The 20,235-nt window shown below is 39.0% G+C and carries 17 protein-coding genes; 15 read left to right on the top strand and 2 right to left on the bottom strand.

Features of this window, described 5'->3' with window-relative positions:
* The first annotated feature begins 32 nt into the window (after positions 1-32).
* From LCM02_RS05460 to LCM02_RS05445, 4 genes are all read left to right on the top strand, one after another.
* Positions 33-2,534 carry a T9SS type B sorting domain-containing protein gene (locus LCM02_RS05460; protein ID WP_224927315.1) on the top strand — a complete coding sequence of 834 codons (2,502 nt, stop codon included), beginning with the start codon at positions 33-35 and terminating at the stop codon, positions 2,532-2,534.
* An 11-nt stretch (positions 2,535-2,545) separates the two neighbouring features.
* On the top strand, positions 2,546-3,508 hold the full coding sequence (locus LCM02_RS05455) for a PorP/SprF family type IX secretion system membrane protein (RefSeq protein ID WP_224927314.1): 963 nt from the start codon (positions 2,546-2,548) through the stop codon (positions 3,506-3,508).
* A 157-nt stretch (positions 3,509-3,665) separates the two neighbouring features.
* Positions 3,666-4,763 carry a DUF7486 family protein gene (locus tag LCM02_RS05450; RefSeq protein WP_224927313.1) on the top strand — a complete coding sequence of 366 codons (1,098 nt, stop codon included), beginning with the start codon at positions 3,666-3,668 and terminating at the stop codon, positions 4,761-4,763.
* A gap of 178 nt (positions 4,764-4,941) precedes the next feature.
* Complete coding sequence (locus tag LCM02_RS05445) at positions 4,942-5,898, top strand: aldo/keto reductase (protein ID WP_262902498.1); 957 nt, start codon at positions 4,942-4,944, stop codon at positions 5,896-5,898.
* Position 5,899: 1 nt separating this feature from the next.
* On the opposite strand, the gene LCM02_RS05440 is transcribed toward LCM02_RS05445, so the two are convergent.
* The gene (locus LCM02_RS05440; RefSeq protein ID WP_224927312.1) at positions 5,900-6,832 is read right to left on the bottom strand and encodes a DUF1295 domain-containing protein; all 933 of its coding nucleotides are present in this window, start codon (positions 6,830-6,832) and stop codon (positions 5,900-5,902) included.
* A gap of 150 nt (positions 6,833-6,982) precedes the next feature.
* Between LCM02_RS05440 and gshB the strand changes: the two genes are divergently transcribed.
* From gshB to LCM02_RS05385, 11 genes are all read left to right on the top strand, one after another.
* Positions 6,983-8,017: a glutathione synthase gene (gene gshB, locus LCM02_RS05435; protein WP_224927311.1), complete on the top strand. Its 1,035-nt coding sequence runs from the start codon at positions 6,983-6,985 to the stop codon at positions 8,015-8,017.
* Between the two features lie 18 nt (positions 8,018-8,035).
* Entirely contained in the window at positions 8,036-8,863 is an 828-nt protein-coding gene (locus LCM02_RS05430; RefSeq protein WP_224927310.1) for an N-formylglutamate amidohydrolase, read from the top strand.
* An 11-nt stretch (positions 8,864-8,874) separates the two neighbouring features.
* On the top strand, positions 8,875-10,035 hold the full coding sequence (locus LCM02_RS05425) for a flavohemoglobin expression-modulating QEGLA motif protein (RefSeq protein ID WP_224927309.1): 1,161 nt from the start codon (positions 8,875-8,877) through the stop codon (positions 10,033-10,035).
* A 22-nt stretch (positions 10,036-10,057) separates the two neighbouring features.
* The gene (locus tag LCM02_RS05420; protein WP_224927308.1) at positions 10,058-11,632 is read left to right on the top strand and encodes a carboxypeptidase-like regulatory domain-containing protein; all 1,575 of its coding nucleotides are present in this window, start codon (positions 10,058-10,060) and stop codon (positions 11,630-11,632) included.
* Positions 11,633-11,810: 178 nt separating this feature from the next.
* Positions 11,811-12,932 (top strand): vWA domain-containing protein, encoded by a 1,122-nt coding sequence (locus LCM02_RS05415; protein WP_224927307.1) that lies wholly within the window; start codon positions 11,811-11,813, stop codon positions 12,930-12,932.
* Positions 12,929-14,392, top strand: a complete 1,464-nt coding sequence (locus LCM02_RS05410) for an AAA family ATPase (protein WP_224927781.1) — start codon at positions 12,929-12,931, stop codon at positions 14,390-14,392. Before LCM02_RS05415 ends, LCM02_RS05410 begins: the two co-directional genes overlap by 4 nt.
* Entirely contained in the window at positions 14,389-15,492 is a 1,104-nt protein-coding gene (locus LCM02_RS05405) for an MBL fold metallo-hydrolase (protein ID WP_224927306.1), read from the top strand. The genes LCM02_RS05410 and LCM02_RS05405 overlap by 4 nt, the downstream gene beginning before the upstream one ends.
* A gap of 173 nt (positions 15,493-15,665) precedes the next feature.
* Entirely contained in the window at positions 15,666-16,142 is a 477-nt protein-coding gene (locus tag LCM02_RS05400) for an Hsp20/alpha crystallin family protein (protein WP_224927305.1), read from the top strand.
* A 502-nt stretch (positions 16,143-16,644) separates the two neighbouring features.
* A complete protein-coding gene (locus LCM02_RS05395; protein ID WP_224927780.1) occupies positions 16,645-17,865 on the top strand; it encodes a sulfite oxidase in 1,221 nt (406 codons plus the stop codon).
* A gap of 30 nt (positions 17,866-17,895) precedes the next feature.
* On the top strand, positions 17,896-18,336 hold the full coding sequence (locus LCM02_RS05390) for a monoheme cytochrome C (RefSeq protein WP_224927304.1): 441 nt from the start codon (positions 17,896-17,898) through the stop codon (positions 18,334-18,336).
* Between the two features lie 65 nt (positions 18,337-18,401).
* A complete protein-coding gene (locus LCM02_RS05385) occupies positions 18,402-19,643 on the top strand; it encodes an alpha/beta hydrolase-fold protein (RefSeq protein WP_224927303.1) in 1,242 nt (413 codons plus the stop codon).
* A gap of 4 nt (positions 19,644-19,647) precedes the next feature.
* Here the strand turns inward: LCM02_RS05385 and LCM02_RS05380 are convergent, their stop codons facing one another.
* The gene (locus tag LCM02_RS05380; RefSeq protein WP_224927302.1) at positions 19,648-20,235 is read right to left on the bottom strand and encodes a pseudouridine synthase; all 588 of its coding nucleotides are present in this window, start codon (positions 20,233-20,235) and stop codon (positions 19,648-19,650) included.

Below are 20,235 nucleotides of genomic sequence, written 5' to 3'. Positions count from 1 at the left end.
AACTTGAAATGCTGTGAAGAATACTTCCCCTCATGCTAAGATTTGTTTCTCTTTATTTTTTCCTTTTTGGAGGAATATGTTTCGCCCAGGCTCAAATTGATCCACCTGAAATTTCAGCTTCCGGAGATCAGTTCTACTGCCCGGGGGAAAAGATACCGGTTGTTACAGACTTCGATCTGACCACTGAAGAAGGAGCAATTGATGAATTTTTTATTCAGATTTCATCTGGATATGAGTTTGGTTCTGATTTTCTGGAACTAACCGGTTCAATGGATGGCATTGTTTGGAGTTTTAACCAGAATACTGCGAAATTAACACTTTCTTCCTCAGATGGTGATCCAATGGAACATCAAACTGTTATAGACGCTGTAAAGAGTGCTGTGTTTTACAGTACCAACGAAAACATTCAGGGAGAACGGTTTTTTTCATTTACCCTGGGAGACGCCAATTTCCTTCCTTCGACGGGACACTATTATGAATATGTTCAGGACATTGGCATAACATGGACACTTGCAAGGACAGCTGCTGAAGCCAGAACGTATTACGGTATTCCGGGTTACCTCGCTACCATTACCTCAGCAGAAGAAGCGCAATTATCAGGAGAACAGGCTGACGGTGCCGGATGGATAGGAGGAAGCGACCAGGAGGTGGAAGGGACCTGGAAATGGGTAACGGGCCCGGAGGCTGGTACAGTCTTTTGGATCGGAGACATGAATGGATCCCCTCCAAACGGTGAATTTGCCTTTTGGAATAACGGAGAGCCAAATAATCTCGGAGATGAAGATTATGCTCACATAACAGCACCAAATGTAGGAATTACCGGTTCCTGGAATGACCTGTCAGTATCAGGTGCCCCGTCCGGAGATTATCAGCCCAAGGGATATATCGTGGAATACGGATATAACGACCCGGATGATGCACCCGTTTTTTCGGCCTTTACAAGAATCTATACCAATACGATTGACAGTGTGTTTTCCGGAAGCCATTGTGGTCCGGGAACGGTTCAATTAAGAGCAACAGTTAATGAAGTTGAGGACCAGCCAGAGAAAACAGAAGTGTATTGGTTCGATTCCGAAGAGGAAGAGGTTCCGGTTTTTATTGGTGATATCTATGAGGTGGACTTACTGGAAAGCAAGGATTTTTATGTGCTGGCCTCTCAGAACGATTGTGTTTCAGGAGTTAGAAAAATAGTAAGTGCCACAATTTTTGATATTCCCGAAATCAAGGCCGAAGTTACCTTAAAAAATTGTGATCAGGATGAGGATCCCACTGATGGTTTTACCGACTTTAATCTTGAGGAGGCTAATGAGCTAATTCCCTTGAACAACACAGAAGAACAACCCTTGATTTTTTCCTATTACCTGACTGAAGAGGATGCAGATAATGGGGTCAATGCCCTGAACCCCTTTCCATTTAACAATAGAACCTCAGAATTCGTTTTTGGCAGGGCTGAGAGCGAAGATGGTTGTTTTGATGTTGCTGTCGTGTTTTTGGAAGTTTCGGCTACACAGCCTGTTGAAATAGTCACATTGGAATCTTGTGACACGGATGATTTTAATGATGGCCTTGTTCGTTTTGATCTGGCTGAAGCAACGAATCAGATTTTGGTTCAGTTACCCCCGCAGGATTTGAGGGTTCAGTACTATCGAAATCTTGATGACGCAACGCTCGAGCAAAATGAGATCTTACCTCAGGATGGGTATACCAATGAAACTCCTTATTTTCAAACACTTTATGTCAGGGTGGAAAGTGTTAACAATAATGAATGCATAAGCCTGGGTGAATTTGTGGAGTTGTACGTTTTTCCTTTGCCAGAGTTCTACCTGCAGCCTAATACGGTTTATTGTCAAAACGTTGGCCCCTTTGAGATTTCAATCAGTAATCCGGATGGAAAATATACTTATGAATGGAAAGATGATTCTGGTGAAGTGATCAGTAATGAGGGTATAGCTTTAATTGAAAGAGGAGGAGTTTACACAGTTTTAGGTTATTCTGAAGAAGGTTGCGAATCTAAAGTCAGAACTTTAGTTGTAGAGGAATCTTCTATTGCGACCATAACACAAGAAGATATTGATGTGGTTGACGGAGGTGAGAATAATTCCATAAGTATAGATCCCTCAAATCTTGGAATAGGAGATTATGAATACGCCCTTGACAGCCAGTTTGGCCCTTATCAGGACGAACCCTTTTTCGATGGGGTATTGCCCGGTATTCATACCATTTTTGTTCGCGACAAAAATGGATGTGGTGTTGCCTCAATTGAGGTATCCGTTATCGGGTACCCCAAGTTCTTTACTCCAAATGGAGACGGGTACAATGATACCTGGCAGGTTCAGGGAGTTTCCTTCCAACCCGGGTCAGATATTTATATTTTCAATAAATTCGGTAAATTGCTGGCCGAATTAGATGCCTCAGGTGAAGGATGGAATGGCATTTACAATGGAATGCAGCTTCCATCAGCGGATTATTGGTACAGGGTTCAACTTGAAGACGGAAGGATTCATACGGGCCATTTTAGTTTAATTAGAAGATAGTAAAGTCACTTATGAAAAACCTTTTGGCATTGATCCTAATATTCTCTGCGCTTAATTTAAGTGCGCAGGAAACCTTTCCTATCTATTCTGATTATTTGTCGGATAATGTTTATCTGGTCCATCCCGCAGCCGCCGGAATAGGAAACTGTGGAAAAATTAGATTCACTTACAGGCAGCAATGGATGGGAGTTGAAGATGCACCTTCTTTGCAAACCTTAAGTTTTCATACACGGGTAACCGAAAAAATGGCCCTCGGAGGAATTGTATTCAATGACGAGAACGGCTATCATTCACAGCAGGGTTTTCTGGCCACTTATGCCTACCATATCAATTTTGGACATGAAGCCGCCTTGAATCAGTTATCCTTTGGATTGTCGTTCATGTTCAGTCAGAATTCGGTAAATCAGAATGATTTTGTAATTCCAGACCCCATTGTAGCTCCTGGAGTAGAGTCTACCGGATACTATAATGTAGATTTCGGTTTAGGATATCACTTTTTGGATGCCTTTGGTTATTTCACTATAAAAAACCTTTTATTGACTCCTCGTGATCTGGCCAACAACAGGTTTGAGTCTGATAATTTGAGAAGATATCTTCTAACGCTGGGTTACTATTTGGGAAGAGGTATGAAGTTTCAACTTGAGCCATCCATCATGTTCCAATTCATTGAATATACAGGAGAAACATTTGCCGACCTTAATTTAAAGGTGTATCGTAACATTGGAGACAAAAGTCAGTTGTGGGCGGCATTGTCCTATCGTCAGAATTTCGATTCCAATATTGAAAGCTTTAAGATGATTACCCCGATCATAGGAATTAATTATAAACGATTTATGTTTTCATACACCTATTCCTCCCAAATAGGAGACATCGTACTTGAAAATAGCGGGCATCATCAACTCACATTGGGCTTTAATGTTTTCTGTAAAAAGCCGAGGGCTACAGGCTGCCCTAATCTAAACTCTGTTTATTAAGCGGGCTTGATATTGACTCATGGATCGATTTTAAATCCTGATAAATGTCATGTATTTCCTGAAGTATAGGTCATAAATTTAGGGGGAAGGCCCGTTATCCAATCAATATTTCTCGGTCTTTCAGTTCAAGGCGAATATTCTTAAAAATTATCGTAATATGCTTATTCTCAAAAAAATGGACATAAGGCTTATTGGAGCCTTGGTCATCGCAGTCTTTGTATTCTTGAGTTTTGGACTTAATTCAGATTCAAACTACAGCAAGGATGAGGTACAACATGAAAAGAGTGATAAGGTTGGAGGGGAAGTCATTTGGCACGTTAAAGCCATTCATCCGGAAGGTAATTTTCTCGATATAAAGGCCTTTGATCAGTACGGGAACAAATACGATGTAAAAGCGATACAGGATGCCAGCCAGACTACCTTGATGGATGTTAAAGTTTTGATGAAGGGAAAAAAGTTACCCGTAAAAATTCTTCAAAGTGACGGACGGTTTATGCCTGTAAAAGGTATAACAAATGAAGGAGTAATACTCGATATCAAGGCCATCAATGCCAAAGGTGAAAAATTGGATGTCAAAGGCATTGGACACTCCGGAAATATAATCCACATCAAGGCCATTACGAAAAACAAAGAATTCTATGGGGTCAAAGCTGTTTCACCGGAAGGCTTGCTTAATGATGTTAAAGGGGTTAAGGTGAATTCCGATCCCGTTGAAGGAAGTATAAACGGAGTGTTGATTCATGCCCATGTAAAAGCCATTTCTCAAACGGGTTGTGCTTCTGATAATTTTATTTGGCACATAAAAGGAATTCATCCGGAAGGAAAAACGCTGGACATCAAAGCCATAGATCCTGAAGGAACTGCCCATGATATAAAGGCCATAAAAAACTCCAGTCAAAGAAGTCTGCTTGATATTAAGGCTTTTGTCGGGGATAATCTTCAACTACCCGTAAAAATCATAAAAGGCTCTGACTCAAAACAGGGAATTTTTGCAATTACCAAAGAAGGTTCATTATATCCCTTAAAGGCAATGGATCTGGACGGCAATTTACTTGATGTCGTTGCCGGAGAGAGATTGGGAAATCTTATCCATATCAAAGTGGCCCAAAAGAATGGTGATTTATACGGCGTAAAGGCCATCTCCCCGGAAGGAGAATTAAATGATGTGAAGGGAGTAAAAATGCTTAAAGAGAATGTTGAGATGGAAATTAGCGGGGTCAAGGTTTATGCCCATATTAAGGCTTTACCTCAATAAAAAGCTCTTAAAATATTAGTGTAAAGCTAATTAATAATAAAAATAAACTATTCCGGAGGATCTTTAACTGAGCCCTTTGGAATAGTTTATAATGTTTATTTTTATAACTGATTAAAGAATAATTTTAATTCATTATTTGATTACAACTATGGAAAACGATGAATCGAGATATCAAAATATGAAGTATAACCGTTGTGGCCAAAGTGGCTTGCTGCTTCCAATCGTATCTCTGGGCCTATGGCATAATTTTGCCGGAGTAGACGTCTATGAAAATTCAAAAAAAATGGTACTTCGCGCCTTTGATCATGGAATTACCCATTTTGATCTGGCCAACAATTATGGTCCTCCTCCAGGATCTGCAGAAGAAACCTTTGGAAAAATTCTAAGTCAGGAGTTATCGTCGTACAGGGATCAAATGATCATAACGTCCAAGGCAGGTTATTTGATGTGGCCGGGCCCCTATGGGGAATGGGGTTCCAGAAAATACCTTATATCCAGTTGTGATCAAAGTTTAAAGAGAATGGGGCTCGAGTATGTTGATATATTTTATAGTCACAGACCAGATCCTGAAACCCCCTTGGAAGAAACGATGATGGCTCTGGATCAGATCGTACGGTCCGGGAAAGCACTGTATGCAGGAATTTCAAATTATGATCCGGAACAATCTCAAAAAGCCATTGATATTTTGAGGTCACTTGGTACTCCATGCCTTGTTCACCAACCTTCTTACAGTATGTTCAACCGATGGGTTGAGGATGGTTTGCTTAATGTACTGGAGAAAAATGGGGTTGGGTCCGTAGTTTTCAGTCCATTGTTCCAGGGCTTGCTGACTGACAAATACCTCGAAAGAATACCTGAGGATTCAAGGGCTGCGAAATCTCATGGATTTTTGCAAACCGACCAGATTACTTCAGAGAGAATAAGAAAAGTCAAAGCACTCAATGAAATTGCAAGGGAACGTGGCCAAAAGATGTCTCAGCTGGCTCTTTCCTGGGTGTTGCGGGATAAAAGAGTGACAAGTGTTATAATTGGTGCGAGCAAAGTTTCTCAGATCGACGATGCGGTTGGCATTGTGGATCATTTAAACTTTTCAGAGGAACATCTTGAAAGAATTGAGAAAATCCTGAATGAATAAGTTACTTTTTGGATTTTACCAATCCTATGAATCTAGGGACTCTTTGTTGATAATCTTTGTACAAAGGGTACTTTTCGGCACTAATTTCTTCGCTAAAATTGGAACTTCCCTGGAATAGTACTATTAAAAGGAGTGATCCTGCAATGGACCAGTTAAGCCATTGCCCCGATGCAATAACGCTGAACAGATAAAAGCTAACCCAGACAGCCTGTTCTGCAAAATAATTAGGGTGTCTTGAATAGGCCCAAAGTCCTTTGTCCAAAAACCCCTTTTTCTGATCCTCCTCGAGGGGTTGATTATTATTAATTTTTTTCCACTTCTCACTCTGATACTTCCAGTGCTGATTATCAGCCACCATTTCATAAACGATAAAAAACAGCATGGCCAATGCAACAAAAATATCCCAGAAATTCAAAGTGGTGTCATTGAACTGAAGCGCTATTAAGGCGGGCAACGTAAATAACAAGATAAGTGTCAACTGATAGCTGCAAATAAAAAACAAATTGAACAAGGTCCATTTCCACTTTGGCTGAAATTCAGGTTTTTTCCTTAGTATGGCCCAGCGATAATCTTCATGGCCTTCCCAAAATCGTATGGTAAAAGCCCCATGACGTGAAAAATTATACGTAAGTCGTAAGCCCCAAAAGGTCACAAGAACCGACATGATGATCAGTCTCGGAGAAAAATCACCATAGTAGGCGATAACCCAAACATAGACTATAGGCAGCAAACTCCAAAGTTTATCCACCTGGCTATTATTACCTGTTAGTTCGCCTATAACAAAACAGTATACGATGGCCACAATTAGGATTTTGGACACCATTTTAAGCGCTTCCACAGAAATCTCATTTAAGGGAGTCCCAAAAAAATAGGAAAAAACCGGTACAATTACCAGTGTTATGATCAGGAGCAGGGCCGTTCTTACAATATTCATCAGGATAAAATTTAAAGCAATATACTATTTTTCATCAATAGGAAAAATTGTACAGTCGTCTTGCTAGAAAAGCTTAAACTGTAATCTTGAAGGAGTTCATTTGAGCGTTGAATTATTTTTTATATTTGAAATAACCAAAAATAATGTCAGATGAATGTTTGTTTTTTAATGTATCCATGGGAAGAAATTGTGCCTGAGCATGATTCTTCACTGGCCTTGATCAAAGAATGTGTCAAAAGGGGCCATGGCGTTGCTATTTGCAGTCCTTCCAACTTAACAATTCGCGATAGTGTAACAAATGCTTTTTGCACGGTTATCGGCAGAATGGAGAAGGTTCCCAGCAGTGCCAAATCTTTTTATCTTAAAGCTAAGTTACGGGTTGAAATGCTTCCTTTAGCAGGTTTTGACGTGATTTTCTTCAGAGCCAATCCTCCATTGGATTCCATCATGCTGAATTTTCTGGATTCGGTTAAAGACGATGTCTTTATCATGAATTCGCTCGAGGGAATGAGGGAGGCGAACAATAAATTATATACGGCAGCATTTGGAGATGCTCACAGTAATATTATTCCTAATACCCATGTGTCGAAGAACAAACAATATCTGATCGAGCGGATCAAAGAATCAAAATCCGACAAAATGATTCTGAAACCACTGAATGGATTTGGGGGATCAGGGGTTATATTGATCGAAAAGACGGCCATGAATAATATCAATTCGCTGTTGGACTTTTACATTAACAGTGGAGGGTCTTCGAATTATGTGATACTCCAGGATTATATAGAAGGTGCAGATCAGGGAGATGTCAGAATTCTGATGCTCAATGGTAATCCGGTAGGTGCCATGAAACGAGTACCGGGTCAAGGTGACCACAGGTCCAATGTATCTGCGGGAGGTTCGGTACAAAAGCATAGTATGACAAAGGTTGAAAAGGCCCTGTGTAAGCAGATTGGCCCAAAACTGGTTAAAGACGGGCTTTATTTTGTCGGTATCGATGTGATAGGTGGAAAACTTGTTGAGGTCAATGTGATGTCACCAGGGGGAATCACATATATCAACAAGGTCTATAAGACAAAGACCAAGGTTGAGGAAAAGGTTATTGATTTTCTGGAAAGTAAGGTAATGGATAAATTACAGGCCTTTGACAGACGATCAAGATTGAGAAAAACGGTCCAGGACGCTTAACTAAATTATATTGAATAAATGCAAAAGTTAAGCCTTTCTCAAATCATAGATAAAATTGAATCGGCCCAGTTGTTTGAAGCTGTTATCGATGATTATTCCTTTACACTCAAGGTAGAAGAATATACTCCTTATGTCTGTGCTGCTGTACATGACGGTCATAAACTAAGGAAAGAACTATGGGGCAATTGCCTTCATACTCCTTATGAAAGATGGTATGAAGATGATCCGGCCACCAAAGAGATGGTGGCAAATCATCCTATTGTGATCGCTGGACTGGACTCCAGGTTTGAGTATGACCTTAACAGGGCCCCTGAAAATGCCATTTACGAAGATGCATGGGGCAAACCTTTATGGAAAAATCCTTTATCCGAGGAAATGAAGTCAAAAAGTTTGGCGAAACACAAGGCTTTTTACGATGTTTCGAGAGCATTGATAAAGAAGTTGGAGTCCCTTCATAACATTTGTATTGTATATGATATGCATAGTTACAATTGGAAGCGTTGGCCCAGAGAGATTCCAACCTGGAACCTGGGAACTCAAAACATAGATAATCAAAGATTTGGAGAAACGGTGGAATCATGGAGGCAAAGTTTATCTGAAATACAATTACCCAATGACCTGCCTTCATCCGCCGCGATTAATGATACTTTTTATGGTAACGGATATTTTCTGAAATTCATTACTTCAAATTTTAAAAATACATTAGTTTTGGCAACCGAAGTTGCCAAGATCTATTGTGATGAATACGAACAGGTCCTTTTCCCGGAAGTCGTAAGAGCCATAGCAAAGGAACTGGAGGTCCGAATTCCGGAACACGCTGCTTCATTTATGGAGAAACACAGATAAGAGAGTAAATAATGGATGATAAAACAGTAACGGAGTTGAGCGATTTAATGCGCATCGATGCGAAGATTGATGAATTGGTAAGGCAAATAGAATTGCTCAGTTATGTTAATCCAATTAATATTGAAGAACAAAGAAAGAAGTTTTTTGCCTCCAAATACCTGACGGATCCGGTTTTTGAATACCCTGAAATAAATTTTGACAAATTTAAACTCCACAGAGAGCTTTTTACACAGCCTATTGAACGAATAGAAGATGCCAATATAAGGAAGCTCTACGAGGAAATTATTTACACATATTCCGGTTTAATTCAATGTATAGAGACCATAGGTTCTGGAAAAAAGTTTTACTACAATTGCCTGCACTGTTTTGGTACACCTACTGAGAAGGATGTGGAAAATGCGAAGTTTATTCTTCATTTTGAGGAAGAGGACCCAAAAGAGAAACGATTTGAACAAAAGTTTGATGCCAAACAGACCGAAGCTTTTTTCAGGGAATTTTCAAGGCCCTATGATTTTGAATATCATATCGATCGTTCAAGAAAGATCTCAGCGGCAGCAATGGTTTTAAACAATATAAAGACCCTTGTGATCAATGATAATCACAAATTTTCTGAACATGAACTGCAGGTTTTGGGTAATCATGAAATTGGAGTTCATATGGTAACCACCATGAATGGTCTGCTTCATCCTCTAAAGATATTTTCGCATGGGTTTCCCGGATATGAGGAAACCCAGGAAGGTTTAGCAGTTTTTGCTGAATATATGAGTAATAATTTAACTGTCAAAAGATTGAAAGAGCTGGCCTATAGGGTGATTGCAGTGGATAGCCTTGCCAAAGGATATGATTTTTCCAAAACATTCAGGCTTCTGCACAACCAGTTTGACCTGGACAGGGATAGTGCCTTCAACATAACACTTCGTGTTCATCGAGGTGGTGGTTTTACCAAGGACTATTTATACCTTACGGGGCTGAAAAAAGTTTACGATTATTATAAATCAGGTCAGGACTTGTCTCTGCTGCTTACCGGCAAGGTTACTTTGGAATATTTGCCAGAAATCAAGCTACTGATTGACAGTGATTTGGCTGTTGAACCAGTCTATCGGACGAAAGCCTATTCCGAAAATAATAATACAAACAAGACTGTAGATTTTATTTTGAATAATCTAAATTAGCCTGAAGTAAATCTTCAGGTGTATGAAGCGTTTTTATTCTTTTCTGATAGCTTGTGCTCTTTTTACCCTTCCTTCAATTTTGAGGGCCCAGGAAACTGAATTCTCATGGTTCAAAGTTATCGATCAAACTACAGATCAACCTTTGATTTATGCAACCGTCATTCTTGAACGTACCAGGGTGGGTGTAATTTCAGACGAGACGGGGGTTTTTAGGGTTCCCAACAGATTCATCCAACCCGGAGATTCCATAAAAATCTCAAGTATTGGATACAGGACGACCATTTTTACGATAAGCCCGTCCGAAGATGGCTCTATTCGATCTTTAAGAATTCAACAGCAGACGGAGGCCCTGAATGAAGTTGTATTGAATTTTAGCAAGAAACAAAAAAAACTTTCAGCAAGACGCATTGTTAAGGAGGCCATTAATCGAATTCCGATGAACTATCCACATAGCCCTTTCGCTTTTACGGCCTATTACAGGGACTATCAGAGAATTATCGATGCCAGTGAACTTGAACCTGAACATCCATTAAATTTTCAGGACTATGTTAATTTAAGTGAGGGGATCGTCAAGGTTTTTGATGCGGGATTTGGAACCAACAAATATTCAGACAACCTGAATCAGTCCGTACTTTATTCCTATGGGCTAAATAAAGAGTTTTATACGGATACCATCCTTTCTGTTCCCTATGATAATTACAATGAAAAATACCTGAGAAACGTGACTGTTTCACCTTTAGGGGGGAATGAGCTGTATTTACTGCACATTGGAGATGCCATCAGAAATTTTGATATCAAATCTTTTTCTTTTGTAGATGTTCTGAAAAATGATTTTGTCAGGAACCATCATTTTAAAATTGATAAAGTCATGTATCAGGATGAAGAAGCTATTTATAAGATTGATTTTACATCTTCAGTATCGGAAATGGATAAGTATTTTAGAGCCACAGGTTCTGTTTATATCCATAAGTACAGTTTTGCAATTCAAAAACTGAACTATGTAAATCGGGAATCACGAACAAAAGCTCCGTTATATGAGGTAAATCTTGCCTATAAGAAGCATGAAGATCAGTATTATTTAAACTACCTCATGTTTAATAATTATTTTAACGTCAAACACGGGGATATCTTTAAAGTTGAAAAGGTGAACTACCATTATGAAAGTGATTCGTTCACGATTTTTTTTAACCATGGCCTTAATGTAAAATCAATTCGACAGCCGAGTAAGCAATTCAATTTTTATCAAAAGAAAAAAAGAATCGAGATAAGCAAAATCCAAATTATTAATCAGAAAACGTTGCGAGTACAGGTGGTCCCCTTTGACGATGAAATAGAAAGAGAGAAGTTTCCGGATGATATTGCTTATTATCTTGATAATCTCCAGGATGTCTTTGGCAACACAATTAATGAGGGGCCCAGGATTCGTGTAAAGCAATATCGAGAGTTGTTCGTACAGGAAGTTGAAACGGAAAGTAGTTTGGATAAAGATCTGAAGTTTGTCAAGAAAACTTCTCCATTACTTCAATCTGAGGTGTCGCCCAAAGAAGGAATCGATAAATTTTGGGTAAATTCTCCATTAAAAGAAAGTGAGCAATAATCCTTATCTTTGTTTTACTATCAGTTTTTTTATCAAAAGAGATTGTTTTCGTTACATGGTCTTTTTTGAGATATCCAAAATCTATCGAATCTTGAATTTTTTCTGGTCCGTCCGATCAGAAAACAAAAAATTTCACTAAACGGGGTATCAAAAGCTCTTTATAAGTGATGAATAAGATATGAAAAAAGAAAAACGTCAATTAGGTTATCAATTTGAATTGTATTCAGAAGGAAAGAAAAGTCCTTTTGACAAATTATTTGATATTTTCAAAGAACTTATCACGCATACCTCTGGCGATTTTGATGAGGCTTTGGATTGGTTGGAGCAACTTGATCAGGAATACCAGCTTACCGATGAGAATTATACACTTGATGATTTCGTAGAGGAATTAAAAGAAAAAGGTTATATCAGGGAAGAATTAAAACCAGACGGGTCTTACGACAAAAAAATAACGGCAAAAACCGAAAGAGCGATTCGAAAGAATGCTTTGAACCAGATTTTCGGCCAAATCAGAAAGAAAGGATCAGGAAATCATAAGACAAAGAGCAGCGGAGTGGGTGATGAACATACCGGAGATCTGAGGGAATTCAGGTTTGGAGATGCTCTTGAAAACATAAACATTACGGAAAGCCTTAAAAATGCGCAGATCAATCATGGATTTGGTGAGTTTACATTACACGAAAATGATTTGATCGTTGAGGATACGCATCACAAGGCTCAGATGAGCACCGTATTGATGATAGACATAAGCCATAGCATGATCCTCTATGGAGAGGACAGGATCACGCCAGCAAAAAAAGTAGCCATGGCACTTGCTGAATTGATCACAACGAGATACGCAAAGGATACTTTGGATATCCTGGTCTTTGGTAATGACGCATGGCCCATTCGATTGAAGGATTTACCTTATTTGGAAGTGGGTCCCTATCATACCAACACCGTTGCCGGCCTTCAGCTCGCCATGGATATGCTGAGAAGGAAAAGGAATACCAATAAACAAATCTTTATGATCACGGATGGAAAGCCGAGTTGTGTGCGTCTTCCGGACGGAAGGTACTACAAAAACAGTAACGGGCTGGATGGTTTTATTGTGGATAAATGTTATCAGATGGCTGCACAGGCCCGAAAGCTCCATATTCCAATAACAACTTTCATGATTGCCAGGGACCCTTATTTACAAACTTTTGTAGATGCCTTTACCGAATCCAATAAAGGAAAGGCTTTCTATACAGGGCTCGACGGCCTGGGTGAGATGATATTTCACGATTACGAGAACAACAGAAAAAAAAGAATCAGATAATGTACAGATCAGTAAAAACGCTTGGAGAGCTGAAAAAGCAGGGGTATAAAACGAGAAGTATTAAAGAAGAACTTCGGAAGAATCTCATTGAAAATATAAAACAGGGAAAGGATTCTTTTACCGGGATCCATGGTTATGATGAGACCGTTATTCCTCAATTGGAACGAGCTATTCTTTCTCAGCACAATATAAATCTGCTTGGGCTTCGGGGACAGGCCAAGACAAGGCTTGCCAGGCTTATGGTTCAGTTACTGGACGAGTATATACCTGCAATTAAGGGCTCTGAGATCAATGATGATCCTCTAAAACCGATAAGTCGATTTGGTAAAGAACGTATCCAGGAAATGGGAGACGAGACCCCCATTGAATGGATACACAGGGAGCAAAGGTTTTATGAAAAGCTCGCTACACCTGATGTTACCATCTCAGACCTGATCGGAGACATCGATCCTATTAAAGCTGCTAATTTGAGGCTTAGTTATGCGGATGAACGTGTGATTCATTTTGGTATGATTCCCCGCGCTAACAGAAGTATTTTTGTGATCAACGAGCTTCCAGATCTTCAATCAAGAATACAGGTAGCTTTATTTAACATATTGGAAGAGGGGGATATACAGATCAGAGGTTTTCAAGTGAGATTACCGTTGGACCTTCAATTTGTCTTTACGGCCAACCCGGAAGATTATACAAACAGAGGAAGTATAGTAACTCCCTTAAAAGACCGTATAGGTTCTCAGATTCTTACGCATTATCCTGAGTCAATTGAAATAGCAAGGGAAATTACCTCACAGGAAGCCAGTTTGCAGGACAACAGGATGTGCAAGATCCATATTCCTGACCTTGCCCGTGATTTGGTAGAGCAAATTGGATTTGAAGCTCGTAAGAGCGAATATGTGGATAGCAAGAGTGGCGTTAGTGCCAGAATGAGTATCACAGCATATGAGAATCTTTTAAGTACGGCTGAACACAGGTGCATTGCCTCGGGTTCAGATCAAACAAGTATTCGATTTATTGACGTCATGGGTATGATTCCTTCCATCATAGGAAAAGTGGAACTGGTTTATGAAGGAGAGCAGGAGGGGGCAGCCTTTGTTGCGGAAAGACTGATTGGAAGTGCCGCAAAAAGTATTTTTGATACGTATTTTCCTGTGATAAAAAAATTAAAGCGAGAGGATGAGAAAGATCCTTATGAGGCTATTCTTCAGTGGTTTTTTGAACAAAGTTCATTTGAGATCATGGATGACGGAACAGAAGAAGAATATCAAAAAGCTTTAAATGCGATAACACCATTGGAAGAACTTATTGAAACGTATATGCCGAACTCAATATCAGAGGATAAATTGTTTATCAAGGAATTTATTCTTTGGGCACTTGTTGAGTATAAAAAACTGAATAAAAAAAGAATACAGAAAGGATTTGAGTTCAAGGACTCATACGGTGCCTATTTATCAAACCTATGATTTCATCAGTATTGATCCTTATTTTAGGGTTTGGATTACCCTTTGGATATTTTTATTTTACTAAGAACCCACAGTTTGGAGGCAAAGTTTCAAAGAATGAAAAGAAACTTTTAAAAGCTTCCAAGAACTGGAAGAAAGGCAAGTTCTTAAATCTGGAAAAGACCACTATGGAGTTAAAACTTAGTGGTATTCCCGGGCTGATCAGAGAAAGTAACAAAACCAAGAAAACTCAAAATCCGAAGTCTAACCTGCAGATACTTGCTTTTAATAACGAGAATTTTCAAAAGGATGGAGAACCCAAGTTTATCTGGTACGGGCACTCGGTATTGCTTTTACAGATTAACGACCGGAATTTACTTATCGATCCAATGTTTGGCCCGGATGCTTCTCCGGTGGGCCCTATAAGAACAAAAAGATTTTCTGAATCAAGTCTTGACCTTATTGATCGTTTGCCAGAATTGGATGCCATCTTGTTGACCCATGATCATTATGATCACCTTGATTTTGAAAGTATCCGAAAGCTGAAGCAAAAAGTAGATCTGTTCCTGGTGCCATTAGGGGTGAGCAGGCATCTTGAACGATGGGGAATTCCTAAGAGTTTAATTCAAGAGTTCGACTGGTGGGACCATACCGAATTATTTGACTTAAAACTTACATTTACTCCCTCAAGGCATTTTTCGGGAAGGGGTCTTGCGGACCGTGCGAGATCTCTTTGGGGAGGATGGGTGATAAAAAGCAATTCTTATGCTGTTTACTGGAGTGGTGATGGTGGATATGGTGACCATTTTAAAATGGTAGGAGAGAAGCTGGGCCCATTTAATTGGGGATTTATGGAATGTGGGCAGTACAATCAAAGGTGGCATCAAATTCATATGTATCCGGAAGAAGCTGTTCAGGCCGCTCTAGATTCAGGTGTTGAAAATGCTATTCCCGTACATTGGGGAGCATTTAGTTTGGCATTGCATCACTGGAAAGATCCAATAACAAGATTTGTGAAGGCTGCTGAGCAAAATAAACTAAAATATACAAGCCCCAGGATCGGTGCGGTGGTTAAGGTTAATGATTCTTCTATGGAACATTGGTGGGAGACTTTGGACTAGATTTCAAGATCAAAAATGCCATTATGACATAATTATTTTTTGAAAAGAGACATTATGTCTTGTTTTTGTTACGGTTTAAGGCTAAATCAGGTAAAAATCGAGTTTGGCTACTTGTTTGCTATAAGATGGATAGTAATTAAAATTGAAGTTTAATCTATTTAAATCAAAAAATAATGAACAATCTTATAGTAAATAAAAACGGTAATATCTTAAGAAAACATAATACAATGACTGGCTTTCCTGCCTGGGCGTCTTTTATCGATGAGTTATTTGGAGAAGAGCTGGGAAATTCAAAAGTCACAAATTTCAATAATGGCCTAAGTACCCCTAAGGTTAATATTAAGGAAAACGAAGATGCCTATACACTGGATATGGCAGTTCCGGGATTTAAAAAATCAGATTTTGTAATTGATGTAGAAGATGAAACTCTTTCTATCTCCATGGAAGCATCAAAAGAAGAGGAGAAAACAGAAGAAAACTATTCCCGCAAGGAATATGGATACGCATCTTTTAAAAGAAGTTTCAGCTTGCCTGAAACCGTAGATGAAGAAAAAATTGAAGCTATATATAAGGATGGTATTTTGAGCCTGAGTATACCCAAAAAAGAAGAAGCAAAACCAAAACCAGCCAGAAAGATCGTGGTTGGATAATTAGATTAGACATTTGATCTTAAGGCCGTCAAACAGAGCTTTGACGGCTTTTTTACTTTGATTTTTCAAATTTTTTACAATTCGTCATTGTTTTTCGACAACTCGGTAAATGTAAATTTTAAATCAGAGTGTTTCGGATGATATTTGATGTATAATTTAAAACCAATATTATGAAAACTACAATAATTAGTAACGCAACAAACGAAATTCGTTTTAATCATTTTTCAACGTTTAAGGACAGTAAAAGAATTAGATGGTCAAATTACAGAAACTACGGATTATAAATATTGTATGAAGTGCGTTTAGTAAGAATAAGAGTACGATCATCTAAAAATAATTAAAATGGAACGAAAACGAATTCCACCGTAAAAGCCTCAACAGATCAGTTGAGGCTTTTTTTTGGTTCATTTTAAAAGAAAAACGTTTAAGAAAAAGCAGATCAAAAGGCTTATGGTGAGAAATTGTTCAATCGTATTTATTTGTATATTTATTTCAATATATGATGAAAAGACGCAAATTTTTACGGAACGCCGGATTTAGCGGCATCGCATCCTTCACAGGATTAAACATCGTATTTGGTGCTAATATTCCGGAAGGCTATGAAATACTTGGTTTGCAGGAGCCTGACCCATTTAAAATGTTTGATCTGGACAGTGAAATGATCGTTTTAAACAACAAGCCCTTTAATATTGAAGCACAGGCTCATCTTCTGGATGATAAAATTACGCCAAACAGTAAAATGTTTATTCGGAACAATGGGCTCATTCCTAAATCAATCCATGCTGATCAATGGAAACTTGAGATCATGGGAGAATCTGTAAAAGAAATCAAATCCTATACCCTTGATGAACTTAAAACCAAATTTAAATCGTACACCTATCAGCTGACCTTAGAATGTGGTGGAAACGGCAGGAGTGAATTTGATCCTCCGGCAAAAGGAAATCAATGGACCGTTGGTGCTGTTCATTGTGCCCAATGGACTGGCGTTCGATTAAAAGATGTGCTTGAAGATGTTGGTATCAATGAAGATGCGGTTTATGTTGGTTATCATGCCAGGGATGTGCATTTAAGCGGGGATAGCAGTAAAGAACCCATTTCCAGAGGGGTTCCAATAAGGAAAGCATATCAAAATGAAACATTACTGGCCTATGAAATGAACGGAGCTCCTATTCCATTGGTTCACGGTTTTCCACTTAGGCTGGTAGCAGGGGGATGGCCGGCTTCAGCCTCAGGAAAATGGATTCATCAGTTAAGCGTACGAAATAAGGAACACGACGGATCTAAAATGGGCGGGATGTCGTATCGTGTGCCTAAATTTCCTGTTTCACCCGGGGAGAAGGTGGATGAGGGAGATATGAAGATCATCGAGTCCATGCCCGTGAAATCATTGATCACTTATCCCAAAACAGGTGCGACATTCAAAAAATCAAAAATTCTTCATATCAGAGGCCATGCATGGGCGGGAGAATTGGAGGTGTCAAAAATGGAGTATTCCATAGATTTTGGAGCTACCTGGGTAAGTTGTGACCTGGAACGGCCCTTGAACAGACTGGCATGGCAGCATTTTAAAGCGGATATATTATTTCCTCAGAAAGGTTATTACGAAGTCTGGGCAAAGGCAACCGATGCTGACGGGAATGCTCAACCTATGCTGGTTCCTGGCTGGAATCCGAAAGGGTATTTGAACAACGCCTGCCATCGCATAGCGGTGAAGGTGGTCTGATCAGAAAGGATAAATGTAAATATCAAATAAATGAACTTTGCTAAAGGCCAACATAAAAAAAGTCTCCTTACGTCAATACTTGTCTTTGTGGCTGCGCTGTTATTTGTTTTATTAATTGTGGTAAAATTCAAAGATGAACCTTTGGAGCCTTCCCCAAAGAATAAAATTCAAAGTTCTGATATTGTTGATGGAATCCATCAGCCCACTGGATTAAAGGATGATGAAGGAATGATGGCTGTGGTTACTCACTGCACGGGATGCCACTCGGCCCAATTGGTTATTCAGAACAGAATGAACAGGGAAAGATGGAATGCCACGATACGCTGGATGCAGGAAACCCAAAACTTATGGGATCTTGGAGAGAATCAGGAGCTTATCGTAGATTATCTTGTTAAAAATTACCCGGTTTCCGAGAAGGGAAGACGTGCACAACTTCAAGATATCGAATGGTATGAATTAACGATCAATTAATGCTGATATTAATTGTTAATTATATCTTTCACGTCTGCAATATTTATAAAAATCAAAAAACAGTCATGCTAAAAAAATTACCTTACATATTGTTATTTTTCCTTTGTTTTGGAATTCATGAAAATATCATTTCCCAATCAGATTTTAAAATTAAAAAAGGGTTAATAGATAGTGTTTATTCATCGGTTTTAAATGAATCGAGAGAATTCTATGTTGAAGTGCCGAAAGATTACAACCCTGACAATGATTATAAATATCCAGTAGCAATTATCCTCGACGGAGAATTTCAATTTAATGCGCTTCAAATTGTACATGATTATTATTCAGGAGGTTTTGTGCCTGAAATGGTTTTGATCGGGGTGTCGAATGCAAAAAACAGAAATCGCGACCTTACTCCTTCGAAATTAGATAAGGAAACGGCCCCGCCATACCTTCAGGATACAGGAGGGGCCGATATATTCCTGCAATTCATTGAAAAAGAGCTGCTTCCTTATGTTGAGGAAAAATATCCAGTAAGCACTTACAGAACCTTGATTGGACATTCATATGCCGGATTGTTTACCGTGAACACCCTTCTTAAGCGCCCTGAATTATTTGATAATTATCTTGCCATAGATCCCAGTATGGACTGGGATAATCAAATACTTGTCAGGGAGTCCAGAGATTTATTAAGTAAAGGTGATTATAAGAACAAGTCACTATTTGTGTCTTTAGGCGGACAATTGCATATGTCAAATACGAACATTACCCTTGACAATGTAATGAAAGACAGCACGGAACTGACTTTGTTTGCCAGATCCAATATAGAATTTACTGAGGCCGTGAAGGATAACAAAAAGAATGGGTTACAACTCTATTGGAAATTTTATCCAAATGACCTTCATGGAACAATTCCGCTTCCGTCAGTAAGAGACGGTTTAATTGATTTGTTTTCCTGGTACCAAATGGAGCACATCAATCGATTCAATGATCCTGAAACCCCAAAAGACGAGTTGTCCACTATCATAAAAAAAAGAAAACAAAAATTAAAAGAGCATTTCGGATATGATGAACCGCCATATCCCGCTTATCTTTTGAATACCCTGGGATATATGAGTATGGATATGGGACAACCCGAAAAAGCTTTCATGTACTTTAACTTTAATACTGAATATTATCCTGAAAGTGCCAACAGCTATGATTCACTGGCAGATTATTATGAGGCTCAGGGTGATAAACAGAAAGCGCTTGAAAATGTAAAGAAGGCCTACGCCATAAGCGGGTCCGATTATCACAAAAAAAGAATAGAAACGTTAAGTGGAAAATAGGGGCTTATAAACATTGAGGCAGGTTGATCATCTCAACAGCATTTTTAACCGGTAGCTCCTGTCTGATATTTCCAATCCTCATTCGGATCAATCTTTGAGTCGGAAATCCCACGGCAGCAGTCATTTTTCTAATTTGCCTGAATTTCCCTTCAGTGATGATGATCCTGATCCAAGACGAGGGCCTGTGCCTTTCAATTCTCAATTTTGGATCTGCATTCGGAATGGCAACTGGAGGATCAATTACTTCAACAGTGCATGTTTTGGTGAGGTATCGATTTCCTTTAAGCCCAATTTCAACTCCGTCGGATAAGGTATTTATTGCATGTTCATTAATGATTCCATCAACCTGAACCCAATACTCTTTTTCAATTCCCGAACGGTTGATGGTATCTGATAATTTGCCATCAGTAGTAAGCAACAGGAGGCCCTCAGATTTTTCATCCAGACGGCCCACCGGCATGATTCCTTTGGGAAACTCATACAGCTCTGTTAAAAAATTTTTAGTTCTGGCTTCCCGGGGATCATTGGAATACAACTGGCTCAGCATTCCATAAGGTTTATATATTTTAAAATGGCAATGATTTTTTTCCAT

This window comes from Lutimonas saemankumensis (genome assembly GCF_020171465.1).
GTDB classification, from domain to species: Bacteria; Bacteroidota; Bacteroidia; order Flavobacteriales; family Flavobacteriaceae; genus Lutimonas; species Lutimonas saemankumensis.
The sequence above is the reverse complement of the archived record's forward strand: the minus strand, read 5'-3'. Positions and strand labels throughout refer to the sequence as shown.